The sequence below is a fragment of the Xenorhabdus ishibashii genome, from assembly GCF_002632755.1.
Lineage (GTDB): Bacteria > Pseudomonadota > Gammaproteobacteria > Enterobacterales > Enterobacteriaceae > Xenorhabdus > Xenorhabdus ishibashii.
The window spans coordinates 1,957,088-1,970,912 of the sequence record NZ_NJAK01000001.1 but is presented as its reverse complement, the minus strand read 5'-3'; the positions used below and the strand labels follow the sequence as shown (position 1 = coordinate 1,970,912).

The following is a 13,825-nucleotide window of genomic DNA, read 5'->3' as shown; positions in this document are numbered from 1 at the left end:
GTTTCAGGTAACTAACGATTTTCAGTCAACCCTGATTCAGTTTTAGTGGCAGCTACCGCCGCAGCACTCATGCTCGTCGTGATCATGATCATGATGATGATCACCACAACCACCCTGGCCGTGTACATGGCCATGAGCTAATTCTTCTTCAGTCGCCTCACGGATAGCTACAATTTCAACATTGAATTTCAGATTCTGGCCAGCCAGCATGTGGTTAGCATCAACAACCACTTCCTCACCTTCTATCGCAGTGATTTCCACTGGAATAGGTCCCTGATCCGTGTCAGCCAGAAAACGCATACCAACTTGAAGATCATCAACCCCAACAAACACATCTTTTGGTGCACGCTGAACCAGATTGTCATCATACTGACCGTATGCATCTGCTGCTTCTACGCTAACATCAAAACGTTCACCCACCTCACGACCTTCCAGTGCTTTCTCTAATCCGCTGATTAAAGAACCACGGCCATGCAGATAGTCTAACGGTGCGCTCACCGAGGACTCATCAACTAAAACACCATCTTCTGTTCTTACTTGATAAGCCAGGCTGACCACCAAGTCTTTTGTTACTTTCATGACAACTCCTACATACCCGAGGGAAAAATCCGTGAGGGAAAATTTTTACTGCTCAAAAAATGCGGTTAATTGTAACGGAATTCTACGTTGCTGTACCTAGGCAATGGTAAAATTTATCCATAATTCGTTGTACGTACATTGAATTACTGCGGTGTAAAGATCCCAATGACCTGTTCCTGCTCTCTGATATGAGATGTGACAGTTTCATCCGTCTGCCTCTGTATATGACCACAATGGACACACTCAACAACATCAACCTTATTCTCCTGCCACATAGCCAACGTATCCTGTGATTGGCATTTTGGGCAAATCGCTCCCGCAATAAAACGCTTACGACTGATTGACATAATTCCCCCCTAAAACGTGTCAGAACACCTATTTTCCGCTACCATGCATACCAAGCACTTAAAATTGAACACATATACCCAATAGATTTCAAATTGCGGCACATCGATCACTATACGCATCAACGATCACTATGCATATCAATATACGATTGGTATGGGGAACGCAGTCAACAAAGCAGCAACTTGAAAGATGAAGGATATATAAATTTAACTATTAATTAACTTAACACATTATATATAGACGACATCTATGATTGTTTTCTCTTCACTGCAAATCCGTCGTGGCATTCGCGTCCTGCTGGATAACGCCAACGCAACCATCAATCCTGGACAAAAAGTAGGATTAGTTGGCAAAAATGGCTGTGGTAAATCTACCCTGCTTGCATTACTGAAAGATGAACTTCAGGCTGAAAGCGGTTCTGTCACATTCCCCAACAACTGGGCACTGGCCTGGGTTAATCAAGAAACCCCAGCCCTGGAAACGTCAGCGTTGGAATATGTAATCGATGGTGACCGTGAATTTCGGCAACTGGAACAAAAACTCAAAATAGCCAACGAACAAAATGACGGTCACGCCATCGCTCATCTTCATGGCTTGCTTGATACTATTCAGGCGTGGACAATCCGCGCCAGAGCCGCGAGTCTGCTGCATGGATTAGGTTTTTCCCAGACTCAGCTAGAGCAACCTGTAAGTTCGTTCTCTGGTGGCTGGCGTATGCGCCTCAATCTGGCACAAGCACTAATATGCCGCTCTGATCTGCTATTACTCGACGAACCGACCAACCACCTTGATTTGGACGCGGTTATCTGGCTCGAAAAATGGTTGAAGAGTTATACCAGCACCCTGATCCTCATTTCCCACGATCGCGATTTTCTCGATCCAATCATCGATAAAATTCTACACATTGAGCAGCAGGATCTATACGACTATACCGGCAACTATTCTTCCTTCGAACGGCAACGTGTGGCCAAACTTGCCCAGCAACAAGCACTATACCAAAGCCAACAGGAAAAAGTTGCTCATTTGCAGAGCTATATTGACCGCTTCCGTGCTAAAGCCTCTAAAGCGAAACAAGCACAAAGCCGCATCAAAATGCTGGAGCGCATGGAGCTTATCGCTCCCGCTCATGTTGATAACCCTTTCCATTTCAGTTTCCGCCAGCCGGACAACCTGCCAAATCCACTCTTAAATATGGATAAAGTCAGTGCCGGCTATGGTGAAAAAACAGTGTTGAATTCTATCAAATTAAATCTGGTGCCAGGTTCACGGATTGGTCTGCTAGGTCGCAATGGTGCGGGTAAATCCACGTTGATCAAATTGCTGGCAGGCGAGCTTGCACCTCAGCAAGGAGAAATTGCCTTATCGAAAGGCATTAAGTTGGGTTACTTCGCGCAGCACCAATTGGAATACCTACGGGCAGATGAATCTCCATTACAACATTTAGCCCGCATCGCTCCCCAAGAAACAGAGCAACAGCTTCGGGATTATCTGGGAGGATTTGGCTTCAAAGGCGATCAAGTGACCGATCCAAGCGGACGTTTTTCCGGTGGTGAAAAAGCGCGTTTAGTGCTGGCTCTGATTGTCTGGCAGCGTCCTAACCTCCTTCTGCTTGACGAACCGACCAACCACCTTGATCTCGACATGAGACAAGCATTGACTGAAGCACTTATTGATTTCGAAGGCGCTTTGGTCGTCGTCTCGCATGACAGACACTTACTGCGCTCTACAACAGATGAACTTTATCTGGTGCATGATGGCAAAGTAGAACTTTTTAAAGGCGATTTAGAAGATTACCAACAATGGCTAACTGAACTACAACGCCAACAAATGCGGGATGGACAGGAAAAATCAGAGACCGAATCTTCAGCGAATAGTACTCAAAATTACAGTGCCCAAGAGCGTAAAGATCAAAAACGGCGTGAAGCTGAATTCCGTAATCAAACGCAGCCATTGCGCAAGCAGCTTGCAGCCCTTGAAAAACAGATGGAAAAACTGGATGCGGTGTTGCTGGAATTAGAAGAAAAGCTGTCAGACAACACACTTTACGATAATGCTCGTAAAACTGAGCTAGCTGAATGTCTGCATCAGCAGACGAAAATAAAATCCAAACTGGAAGATACTGAAATGGAATGGTTAGATATTCAGGAACAGCTCGAAAAAATGACAACATTATTTAATGTAAGTCAAGAAATCAGTTAATTTTTCAGGTGTAAGCTTGTGGGGATAATCGGGTATTGTCATTCAATACCCGATTATTTCCTTCCCTTATCCCATCATTTATTCAGTACTGAAAATAGAGATCCCTGTTTACAAAGCAAAAATATAAAATTGCTTGCAAACAACTAAAATACTCGCAGTAAAAAATAATAAGTCATCTATTATGTAGAAGATTATTTATAATTAGAGATGCTTAAGAAGCTCATTCTCATTTTGTGCTCCTTACTGAGAACATTTTTACAAGTTACTCTCAATTTCTCTTATCATAAGAGACCAAATGAAAACTCGCTATATAAAACAAACAATAATCACTGAGTCATACATTAGCAACTAAGGTAGAAAAGTTTTCAGCATCCTCAATCAAAGCCTCATCTATGGATTTTGCCCATACCACACCAAGGTCAATTTTTTTATCTGTTTCAACAACTTCTAAAGAATTCATATAGTATTCAGGAATAGAGCTAATAATGCGTTTGGGTACACATGTATAGGCACTATTTTTTGCAATCATCTTTATTATCAACATGATATCATTTGTTTTTAATAGCAAATGCATATCGTTACCAGTATAAATAGGAAAAACATTAAAATAATCTGTTAACTCAACCACCTCTTTTTTTTCTGATGAATCTGTCGGAGTAACTCCATTTCCAAGCTTACTTAAAACTGCTCTAAATTTAGATACCAGATAACTCCCTTTCTTAAAGATATAAACCAACTTTTCGGTAAACACCTTTTTAGGTTCTAACTGAGCGCTAATAGATGATAGTGGCATCACTGCAATATGTAGCATCCCTGCATTCAGTAAACTTATCTGCTGTTCAATTGACAGTCCAGTCACCAATGACAGCACAACATTCCCTTTCTTTTCCACAATCTGCTTCTCTATTTGAGAATAATTATGGATAGGAAAACAAGAGCCGACGTATAAATGCCTGATCTTATCCTCTTTTGAATCGAAATGAACCTGACTTTTGAAGTGTTCATAGTGAATTAAAAACTTCCGGGCATTTTCCAATGTCTTCTGCCCAAAATCTGTCAACCTTGTTCCACTTGGTCCCCTTGTAAATAGTGATGCACCAAGAATATCTTCCAGCCCGTGGATTTTCTTCGTCAAAGCGGGCTGAGAAAGATAAAGCCTCTTAGAAGCCTTATGATAATTAAGAGTTTCAGCCAAAATGATAAAAGCTTCAAGATTGCGTATATCCATGTTCTTTAGCCCAATGATTGTTAAATAACTACAAAACATTACAGATTCATGGTGATAGCATTTTAACTTAGTGTTTTGCCAAAGGTTTTATCAGGTCAAATGGTCAAAATGTTAACTAATAAAATGTTAGTTAATAAGAATCAAATTCGCAAAAAATTTATTATTATTATGATTTAGTTTCATTAAAAAACAATTTCATAAGTAACTAACTATTTTAACAAAATAAACACTCTCTTGTTGTTAATAGTGTTTAACACTCTATTTCATTTTTTAAACTACAATATTATTAATATAATTGAGATTTAAAACTGATCTGGATACTGAACATCAAGCCATAAAATCACAAACTTTACCCATTGATGATCTGCTAAAGAAAATACCAAAGACCATGAAATCCAATATATAACACTACGAGCTTATTGAGTGAAAAATACAATTAACAAAAAATATATAAAAGTATATACACCTGGTTTACTCGTATAACGTAATAAATAGCAGTTCGTTCACACTCACTATATTACTAATAACGCATATATGTTTTACTTTTCTGGTCATTTTAATATTTACTCTTATTACGTGTTAATAATGAGATTGATTTAAAGTGTTAAATTAAATACAACAATAGTGATAACAACCATCATAAAACGAGTAAAAAATTCCGCTCATAAATGTGATATCAAAAAATAGCAATATAGCAATGGCAGGCTTTACATTATGTTTCTAGTGATAATACATGCTTATTCTTAACAAGTTTTTGATCTTTTTTATATCGGAATATTCTGTATTGATAGGTCATTTTATGGATAAAGTATTTTGATTTTTATCGGGCTAAATTTGACGTTAACTGTCGTTATTGCCATAAATCAGAATATGTCAAAGAGCATAGAAAAGGAAATGGCGATTATCACTGTTATAGCCTGCAAATTTGGAGTTAAAAAGCAGATTATGAATTTATTAATCATAAATTTAAAACCCCACACTTTAACCAATATAAAAAACAATGTTTACTTACGCTTAACATACATTAGAGAATTTTTGACCATTATGCATAATAAAAAATTACTATCATGTGATAAAAAAAAGTAATTTAATTATTTTTCCAGACGACTTTATTGAAAAAATTTAACGATAACCGAAGTGAAAATAATTAATTTATGTGAGTAATAGACATCAAATTGCCTCATGGTTTTTTTAATCTATTTTGAGTATATTTTATATTAAATGCTCAGTAAGATAATCTGACGCACATAAATCACTTCTTAGTTTCAATAAAATATGGCAGAAAAATGATGAAAATCGACTTGAGCAATATGATAACAGAGAGTCGTAACCCCGCCAGTACCCACATTGACCAGCTTTCAACTCTCGATATGCTGCGCGTCATCAATGATGAAGATAAAAAAGTGGCTATTGCTGTTGAAAAAACACTACCTCAAATTGCCAATGTGGTTGATAAAGTTGCCGAGGCATTTCGTCAGGGGGGGCGCTTAATCTATAGTGGAGCCGGCACATCTGGGCGCTTAGGTATCCTGGATGCCAGTGAATGCCCACCAACTTATGGTACAAAACCAGAGCAGGTAATCGGCTTAATTGCCGGAGGGCATCAAGCCATTCTGAAAGCTGTCGAAAATGCAGAAGATAATCGGCAATTAGGTACAGAAGATCTTAAGGCTCTACACTTTAACCCAAGAGATGTGCTGGTAGGGATCGCCGCCAGTGGCCGAACACCTTATGTATTAGGTGCAATGGAATATGCCAAATCAGTGGGTGCTACTGTCACCTGTATCAGTTGCAATCCATACAGCCCAATGGTGCAATTAGCTGATATTGCCATCACGCCCGTCGTGGGGCCAGAGGTGATAACAGGATCATCCCGCATGAAGGCAGGAACAGCACAAAAATTGATACTGAATATGATCACAACAGGCGCCATGATCCGTATTGGCAAGGTATATGGTAATTTGATGGTTGACGTAGAAGCTACCAATGCCAAATTAATTGAACGCCAGAAGAATATTGTCATGGCTGCCACTGAGTGCAGCAGAGAAATGGCAGAACATGCCTTAAACACCTGTGGTGGTCATTGCAAAACCGCCATCGTCATGATTTTATCGGGCGTCAGTGCCGAAGAAGCTAAAGCATTACTGGCTGAACACCAAGGGCTTATCCGGCCTGCTATCTCAACAAACCGATAATCTTTGCCTCTTTAGAAGGGGGGGTATCAATGGCTAGAATTCGTCAGGAAATATTGGCTGAAATACTCAACGCCATTGGCGGGGCAGGTAATGTTGTACGCTGTGGTAATTGCATGACTCGCTTGCGGTTAACTCTACGAGATGATTCACTTGCCGATATATTCAGGTTGAAGAAGGTTATTGGTGTTTTGGGTGTCATAGAGACCGATGACCAACTTCAAATTGTCCTTGGCCCCGGCAAAGCCCAAACAGCAGCAGAGATAATGAAAACACTGTTAAGTGATACACGCCATCCCTATGAGTCTGAACTTCCCTCTGCTAAACCCCATTCTGACACGCTAAAAGATATCGCCACCTCTAACAAAAAATATCTCAAAGAAAAACAAACTAGTTCAGTCCATAAATTTCTGGCTAAATTTGCTACTATCTTCACTCCCCTGATCCCAGGGTTTATTGCCGTTGGCCTGTTATTGGGCTTTGCTACTCTGTTGGAACAAGTTTTTATTAAAGAAGCCACTCATCCCAACGCTATATTGGTTGAGATGGTTGGCTATATGAAAATTTTCAGCAAAGGCATGTTCAGTTTCTTGGGTATCTTGATTGGCTACAATGCACAAAAGGCATTTGGAGGATCTGGGGTTAACGGAGCCATCATTGCTTCTCTATTTGTGCTGGGTTATAACGCCGAAGCTACCAGTGGTTTTTACTCTGGTATCAGTCATTTTTTTGGCTTCGCCATTGACCCTCGAGGCAATATTATAGGAATACTGATTGCCTGTATTCTCGGAGCCTGGGTGGAAAAGCAGATCCGCAAAATCATGCCATCAGATCTGGATATGATCCTGACTTCCACGATCACCCTACTGATTATGGGCGCTGTCACATTTATCGTCATTATGCCTGTCGGAAGCTATCTGTTTACCGTGATGTCATGGCTGTTCGTGAATTTGAATGGCAACCCGTTCGGTACAGCCATCTTGGCAGGGCTATTCTTAATCGCCGTGATGTTTGGTGTGCATCAGGGCTTTGTTCCCGTCTACTTTGCTTTGATGGAAGCACAAGGATTTAATTCCCTTTTTCCCATTCTGGCGATGGCAGGAGCGGGGCAAGTAGGCTCCGCACTGGCGTTATACATCAAAGCCCAAAAAGGTGCTTTGCTGCGCACTCAGATCAAAGGCGCCATCATCCCAGGTTTACTGGGAATTGGCGAACCCTTGATCTATGGCGTCACACTTCCCCGCGTCAAACCTTTTGTCACCGCCTGTCTCGGCGGTGCCGTAGGTGGTTTTTTTATCGGCCTGATTGCTTGGTGGGGATGGCCTGTCGGATTGAATAGCGTTTTCGGCCCTTCCGGGCTGGTTGCCCTGCCACTGATGACATCCAACAACGGCATCTTCACGGGCATGGCAATATATGGAGTCGGGTTAATCGTCTCTTATATCGCTGGCTTCACGCTAACGCTACTCTTCGGGAGCAAAAATATCGATTTGAGTTAGCTCAGCCAAACCAAATTAAAGGCACACAAGCGGCAGTCAGGCCCCCCATTGCGATATTGAATGTGAACCACGCGCGGCGGCTTTTCAGTAACTGACCAATCAGCGAACCAAGAACAAGCCAGATTACACCAGCAAGAGTATTGATGATTAACATCACGACACTGATAACAAAAATGGAATGGTTATATAGCTCTCCAGCCAGACTGTAACTACTGATTGCTCCCAATCCCATCAACCATGTTTTGGGATTCAAGAACTGCAATAACCAACCTTGATAAATTTTGATTGGCTTTCCTGACGATGTTGTAGTGTCCAACCGCTGATAATGCGAAGTGGCTGTTTTCCAGGCTAGCCATAATAAATACAGGCATCCGAGTATTTTCAGCCCCATATGTATTGCAGGATAAATCAATAATAACGCCGCAACACCAAACGCAGACAGCAGCAAAATTGTCTGCATTCCCAGAATAATGCCCAGACAAAGCGGGATAGAGCGGCGAATACCAAAATTAGCTCCCGATGATGTCAGTAACAAATTGTTTGGTCCCGGTGTAATAGCGGAAATAAACATAAATATACTAAGCGAGAATATCAGGCTTAAAGTCATGGGTAGATTCCCCTCCCACCCAGTTAGTTGACATTTCTTTTCAAGAAAGATAACAGTATGTTATTTCATATACAAGATAATAGGACTGTTGACGTTTTGCGAAGGATTATGACGAGCCTGAACATCATTTGACTTTGGAAGGCATTCTTTATCGAATGAGAACGAGCATTTTCTGGCGTGATTTATCGACAGAGTCCGACAAATGGAATAGTGTCTTTTCGCGTTTTGACGCCTGGTCAAAGAAAGGGATTTTACAACTAATTTTCAAATAGTTACATGATTTTCCGATAGGGAATGGCTGTTTATTGATGACAGTATTGTTCGGGGGACAAGTGCGTGATATTGTCCATGCTGAAAGTTTAGTCAAACACTCCCCCTTCGGACTTTGTGATAACTGACAAAGAGTACGATAGTCAGGCTTTCAGAAGTCATATTCCGATGTATCGCAGGCTCTCTTCCTTTGGCAGTGGAATATAAAAACAATCAGAAATTATTAAGAATAAATCACTAGACTTACTGAGAGAGGAAAGATTACACTCATTTAGCATAAAACACCAACATAAGTAAAATCTCACCATCAAAAAATTAAGATAATAATATAAGGAGAAAAAAATGCCATTCAATGCACCGTTTAGGCAAAAAATTTATCCTAGTGATCTTATTTATGGGCTAAGGGATGATAGATTTAAATACACTAAAGAATATTATGAATTTCAACTAATTGAACTAAAAATGAATCAGTACAGAGTACGACCTCGAATAATAGATGAGTATGTGATTCCAATAGACGCAGAGACAAAGATTGGCGGGCAGAAACAAAAAAACAGAATGACCTTGGGGAAAAAACAGCATTTCCAAAGTAACTTTATGTCATATCTTGATCAGCATCCTAAATATTGCACTACCCAAAAATCTTTGGCGGACATAGAAAAGGAAGAAAAAGAAGATGAAAAAATAGATGCTAACGCAATGTTACAATTCGGTAGAAAATGTAAGGGGGGATTATCTTGGATAACCATAAGCGATGACGAAATAACCAAAGATATGCATGTGCACTTTATTCTTGATAGTATAGACATGGAATGTGTAGTGCAAAAAAAAGCATACCCTAGTTCTTGGGGCACCGCGTCAGATATCACTGCGCGTGAGTTAAGATGGGTTTATAGAAATAGACATCTCTATCGGGTTCAACAAAAAATACAATTTTGGTTGAAGGGCAAACCTACTACTCCACCTTGGGAGGGCAAGGAAGGTGAGGCATTATGGAATCAATACATACCCAAAAATGAGCCATTTTGATGGTTTTATTGGTGATTGTGGAACCTTCAATATCCAGCAAGGCGAAAAGTTTGGAAATTGCAGTAATTTCGTTTGATTTATCAGATACTTTCACCTGACCAAATGGAATACCTTCCAAGGTCAAAGGGTGTCCAGGCTTGTCATAATCCTTCGCAAAACATCAACAGTCCTTAATCATGAAATCAATTCATTATGAATCCCAGACGATAACCCATTGGCAACGTCTAAATTTACCCGATGATGAATTACAGTATTCTCAGGAGCAACCACAATGATTATCCCGTGGCAACAATTGGAAGCCGATACACTCCACAACTTGATTGAAAGTTTTGTCCTGCGGGAAGGTACTGATTACGGTGAACAGGAAAAAACACTCGAACAAAAAGTGCAGGATGTAAAACGTCAGCTTGAACGAAGTGAGGTTCTGTTGGTATGGTCTGAACTACATGGAACCGTTAATATTTTGCCTAAAGAGATGTTCCGTCCGTAAAGTTCAGCTTACTTTATTCATTCTAATTGACTGATTCACCAGTTTTATTGCTTAAGGAGTCTGTTCATGTCTGCCAAACATCCCGTCATCGCAATCACTGGTTCCAGTGGAGCAGGAACAACCACTACCAGTGTCGCTTTCCGCAAGATTTTCCAACAATTTGACATAACAGCAGCACTGATAGAAGGGGATAGTTTCCATCGTTACACTCGTCCTGAAATGGATGCCGAGATACGTAAAGCAAGAGAACAAGGCAGACATATCAGCTACTTTGGGCCAGAAGCCAATGATTTCGGTATGTTGGAAAAGACATTCTTTGAATATGGTGAAACGGGTAATGGTCGCTGCCGAAAATATCTCCATACCTATGATGAAGCCGTCCCCTATAATCAATCACCAGGGACTTTCACACCGTGGGAACCTCTGCCATCAAATACGGACGTCCTATTTTATGAGGGACTGCACGGTGGTGTTCTCACGCCACAACATAATGTCGCCAGTCATGTGGATCTATTGATTGGCGTTGTGCCTATCGTCAACTTAGAATGGATTCAAAAACTCATCCGTGATACCGGCGAGCGTGGGCATTCCAGAGAGGCCGTCATGGATTCAGTTGTCCGCTCAATGGATGACTATATCCGCTATATCACTCCTCAGTTTTCACGTACCCATATCAATTTCCAGCGTGTCCCTACCGTTGATACCTCTAACCCCTTCTCTGCCAAGTCTATTCCCTCGCTGGACGAAAGTTTTATTGTGATCCGCTTCCGTGGCCTCACTCAAATTGATTTTCCTTATTTGCTGGCTATGCTTCAGGGTTCATTTATTTCCAGTATAAATACTATCGTCGTTCCAGGTGGAAAAATGGGGCTGGCAATGGAATTAATTATGGCGCCGCTTGTTAAGCAATTACTGGAAGGCAAAAAAATTTCGTAATTTAATCCTCATTTAATTTTTAATAAGACAGGTAACAAAAAATAATGTTACCTGTTTTATTTAAATAAACAGACCATTTTTGTGACAACATTTTTTCCTTTTATAAATGTAAAATCAATAAAACCAACTCTTCTGCCTGATTTCTGGTAATCTGACAGCCAGTTTAATATGCTGAAGCGATACAGGAGAAGACAGAAAAGCTTTCCTGTGTTACAAACAAGGTTACAAGCGTGGACTGGCAAGGTATATGGATTAAGATCAATATGCCTAATATTTTGACATCTTTATAATCCATATAAAATTCCCGCTTGTCAGTTTTTCAGCAGGTTAATATGTTAATCTATTGACTTTATAAAGCCAGCCTGAAGAGGAACTACCGTTTCTCACACTCATAAAGGCAGAAATAACAACAGAGGATAAAGCGAATGGTTCTCGGCAAGCCACAAACAGACCCTACTCTTGAATGGTTTTTGTCACACTGCCATATTCACAAATATCCATCCAAGAGCACGCTTATTCATCAAGGCGAGAAAGCAGAAACGCTTTACTACATTGTTAAAGGTTCGGTTGCTGTTCTAATAAAAGATGAAGAAGGTAAGGAAATGATTCTCTCTTATTTAAATCAGGGAGATTTCATTGGTGAACTTGGATTGTTTGAAGAGGGGCAAGAGCGTACTGCATGGGTGCGAGCAAAAAGTGCCTGTGAAGTAGCTGAAATTTCTTATAAGAAATTTCGCCAGTTAATTCAGGTCAATCCTGATATTTTGATGCGTTTATCTGCTCAGATGGCAAGTCGCCTACAAACCACTTCCGAAAAAGTAGGTAACTTAGCTTTTCTGGACGTTACAGGCCGTATCGCCCAGACGCTGCTCAATTTGGCCAAACAGCCTGATGCAATGACTCATCCTGATGGTATGCAAATCAAAATCACACGTCAGGAAATTGGGCAGATTGTGGGTTGCTCGCGTGAAACGGTTGGGCGTATCCTGAAAATGTTGGAAGATCAAAACCTGATCTCTGCACATGGCAAAACCATTGTCGTTTATGGGACACGTTAATTCCCGATAAACCAGAAACTATCAGCCAGTGTATTTGTTACTTCGCACTGGCTTTATTTACTGTTATTTGTTTAACCAACGGGATATTGCCATTTCCAGCCGCATCATGCCCTCTGTGATTTTATCTTCAGGAATGATCAATGATGGCGTAAAACGCAAGATGCTGTCTCCTGCACTTAATAACATCAATCCCATTTCAGCCGTTTGCTGCAATATTTCTCTGGCTTTGCCCTGATATTCAGCCTTCAATACGGCTCCAATCAGCAATCCTTTTCCACGAAACTCATGGAATATGCCATATTTTTGGTTTATCTTTTCCAGAGCATGAATGAACATATCATGCCGTTTTTCCACGCCCATCAGTACTTCTGGCGTATTGATGATATCCAGTACGACACAACCGACACTACAAGCCAATGGATTTCCACCATAAGTCGTTCCATGTGCACCCGTTTCCATTGCCGCCGCTATTGTATCTGTCGTTAACATTGCACTGATTGGGAAACCGCCTCCCAACGCTTTTGCTGTCGTCAAAATATCCGGCTGTACGTCATAATGCTGGTAAGCATATAACTTACCCGTGCGCCCCATCCCACTTTGAACTTCATCAAAAACCAACAAAGCCTGATGCTTATCACACAATTCACGCACCCCATGCAAAAACTCCATCGTCGCAGGCGTGATTCCTCCTTCTCCCTGAATTGGCTCTAAAACAACAGCGCAAGTGCGATCATCGATTTCTGCCCTGACGGCATCCAAATCGTTAAAAGGCACATGAACAATATCAGCAGGTTTAGGTCCAAACCCTTCGGCATATTTTGGCTGGCCTCCTACCGAAACAGTGAAAAAAGTACGTCCATGAAACGCTTGATGGAAAGCAATAATTTTCGTTTTATTGGGATGATGACGAGTAATCGCATAACGACGTGCTAATTTAAATGCCGCTTCATTGGCTTCCGCTCCCGAATTCGCGAAAAAGACCTTCTGGGCAAAAGTCGCATCAATCAATTTCTGTGCTAAGGTTAAGGCAGGTTCGTTGGTAAAAACATTGCTGACATGCCACAATTTTTCACCTTGCTGTTGCAAAGCATTCACCAAAGCCGGATGACAGTGCCCCAAAGCCAGAACAGCGATACCACCGGCAAAATCGATGTATTCTTTACCCTGTTGATCCCATACTCGGCTGCCTTGCCCTTTGACAGGAATGAAATTCGTTGGTGCATAAATAGGCAACATCACTTGATCATAGGTATTTCGGTTTACTGCTTTATTTTCTACCATTTCCCTCACCTTATTTTATATCTGCCATTTCCAAATGAAATAATAATCATAAAATATGAATAAAAAATCACTTAAGGGCAAATAAAAAAACAACATAATGAGGGAATGT

At 40.8% G+C, this 13,825-nt stretch carries 12 protein-coding genes and 1 pseudogene; 8 read left to right on the top strand and 5 right to left on the bottom strand.

Annotated elements, in window-relative coordinates:
• Positions 1 to 42 precede the first annotated feature (42 nt).
• Positions 43 to 579, bottom strand: coding sequence for a peptidylprolyl isomerase (gene slyD / locus Xish_RS09370; RefSeq protein WP_099117639.1), 537 nt, complete (start codon positions 577 to 579; stop codon positions 43 to 45).
• Between the two features lie 143 nt (positions 580 to 722).
• On the bottom strand, positions 723 to 926 hold the full coding sequence (locus Xish_RS09365; protein WP_099117638.1) for a YheV family putative zinc ribbon protein: 204 nt from the start codon (positions 924 to 926) through the stop codon (positions 723 to 725).
• Between the two features lie 250 nt (positions 927 to 1,176).
• On the opposite strand from Xish_RS09365, the gene Xish_RS09360 reads away from it, so the two are divergent.
• Positions 1,177 to 3,126, top strand: coding sequence for an ABC transporter ATP-binding protein (locus Xish_RS09360; protein ID WP_099117637.1), 1,950 nt, complete (start codon positions 1,177 to 1,179; stop codon positions 3,124 to 3,126).
• 334 nt (positions 3,127 to 3,460) lie between these two features.
• Here Xish_RS09360 and Xish_RS18795 read toward each other — a convergent pair whose 3' ends face one another.
• Positions 3,461 to 4,354, bottom strand: a complete 894-nt coding sequence (locus Xish_RS18795; RefSeq protein ID WP_208614816.1) for a LysR family transcriptional regulator — start codon at positions 4,352 to 4,354, stop codon at positions 3,461 to 3,463.
• Between the two features lie 1,289 nt (positions 4,355 to 5,643).
• Between Xish_RS18795 and murQ the strand changes: the two genes are divergently transcribed.
• Both murQ and murP read left to right on the top strand, forming a co-directional pair.
• The gene (murQ, locus tag Xish_RS09340) at positions 5,644 to 6,549 is read left to right on the top strand and encodes an N-acetylmuramic acid 6-phosphate etherase (protein ID WP_208614849.1); all 906 of its coding nucleotides are present in this window, start codon (positions 5,644 to 5,646) and stop codon (positions 6,547 to 6,549) included.
• 29 nt (positions 6,550 to 6,578) lie between these two features.
• Positions 6,579 to 8,045, top strand: coding sequence for a PTS N-acetylmuramic acid transporter subunit IIBC (gene murP, locus Xish_RS09335; protein WP_099117634.1), 1,467 nt, complete (start codon positions 6,579 to 6,581; stop codon positions 8,043 to 8,045).
• A 1-nt stretch (position 8,046) separates the two neighbouring features.
• Here murP and Xish_RS09330 read toward each other — a convergent pair whose 3' ends face one another.
• Positions 8,047 to 8,652, bottom strand: a complete 606-nt coding sequence (locus Xish_RS09330; RefSeq protein WP_099117633.1) for a LysE family translocator — start codon at positions 8,650 to 8,652, stop codon at positions 8,047 to 8,049.
• A gap of 107 nt (positions 8,653 to 8,759) precedes the next feature.
• Here Xish_RS09330 and Xish_RS19375 point away from each other — a divergent pair.
• From Xish_RS19375 to crp, 5 genes and pseudogenes are all read left to right on the top strand, one after another.
• Positions 8,760 to 8,921: pseudogene (locus Xish_RS19375) on the top strand (transposase); the annotation flags it as partial.
• 343 nt (positions 8,922 to 9,264) lie between these two features.
• Entirely contained in the window at positions 9,265 to 9,951 is a 687-nt protein-coding gene (locus tag Xish_RS18385; protein ID WP_141553966.1) for a hypothetical protein, read from the top strand.
• Between the two features lie 271 nt (positions 9,952 to 10,222).
• Entirely contained in the window at positions 10,223 to 10,441 is a 219-nt protein-coding gene (locus tag Xish_RS09315) for a YheU family protein (protein WP_099117630.1), read from the top strand.
• 66 nt (positions 10,442 to 10,507) lie between these two features.
• Positions 10,508 to 11,377 (top strand): phosphoribulokinase, encoded by an 870-nt coding sequence (locus tag Xish_RS09310; protein ID WP_099117629.1) that lies wholly within the window; start codon positions 10,508 to 10,510, stop codon positions 11,375 to 11,377.
• Between the two features lie 425 nt (positions 11,378 to 11,802).
• Positions 11,803 to 12,435, top strand: a complete 633-nt coding sequence (gene crp, locus Xish_RS09305) for a cAMP-activated global transcriptional regulator CRP (protein WP_004240730.1) — start codon at positions 11,803 to 11,805, stop codon at positions 12,433 to 12,435.
• Between the two features lie 63 nt (positions 12,436 to 12,498).
• On the opposite strand, the gene Xish_RS09300 is transcribed toward crp, so the two are convergent.
• A complete protein-coding gene (locus Xish_RS09300; protein WP_099117628.1) occupies positions 12,499 to 13,716 on the bottom strand; it encodes an aspartate aminotransferase family protein in 1,218 nt (405 codons plus the stop codon).
• Between the last annotated feature and the right edge of the window lie 109 nt (positions 13,717 to 13,825).

Excerpts from the sequence above, each read along its gene's own strand:
- murP (WP_099117634.1), top strand. The coding sequence starts at position 6,579 with ATGGCTAGAATTCGTCAGGAAATATTGGCTGAAATACTCAACGCCATT.
- murQ (WP_208614849.1), top strand. The coding sequence starts at position 5,644 with ATGAAAATCGACTTGAGCAATATGATAACAGAGAGTCGTAACCCCGCC.
- Xish_RS09360 (WP_099117637.1), top strand. The coding sequence starts at position 1,177 with ATGATTGTTTTCTCTTCACTGCAAATCCGTCGTGGCATTCGCGTCCTG.
- slyD (WP_099117639.1), bottom strand. The coding sequence starts at position 579 with ATGAAAGTAACAAAAGACTTGGTGGTCAGCCTGGCTTATCAAGTAAGA.
- Xish_RS09310 (WP_099117629.1), top strand. The coding sequence starts at position 10,508 with ATGTCTGCCAAACATCCCGTCATCGCAATCACTGGTTCCAGTGGAGCA.
- Xish_RS09300 (WP_099117628.1), bottom strand. The coding sequence starts at position 13,716 with ATGGTAGAAAATAAAGCAGTAAACCGAAATACCTATGATCAAGTGATG.
- Xish_RS18795 (WP_208614816.1), bottom strand. The coding sequence starts at position 4,354 with ATGGATATACGCAATCTTGAAGCTTTTATCATTTTGGCTGAAACTCTT.
- crp (WP_004240730.1), top strand. The coding sequence starts at position 11,803 with ATGGTTCTCGGCAAGCCACAAACAGACCCTACTCTTGAATGGTTTTTG.
- Xish_RS18385 (WP_141553966.1), top strand. The coding sequence starts at position 9,265 with ATGCCATTCAATGCACCGTTTAGGCAAAAAATTTATCCTAGTGATCTT.
- Xish_RS09365 (WP_099117638.1), bottom strand. The coding sequence starts at position 926 with ATGTCAATCAGTCGTAAGCGTTTTATTGCGGGAGCGATTTGCCCAAAA.
- Xish_RS09315 (WP_099117630.1), top strand. The coding sequence starts at position 10,223 with ATGATTATCCCGTGGCAACAATTGGAAGCCGATACACTCCACAACTTG.
- Xish_RS09330 (WP_099117633.1), bottom strand. The coding sequence starts at position 8,652 with ATGACTTTAAGCCTGATATTCTCGCTTAGTATATTTATGTTTATTTCC.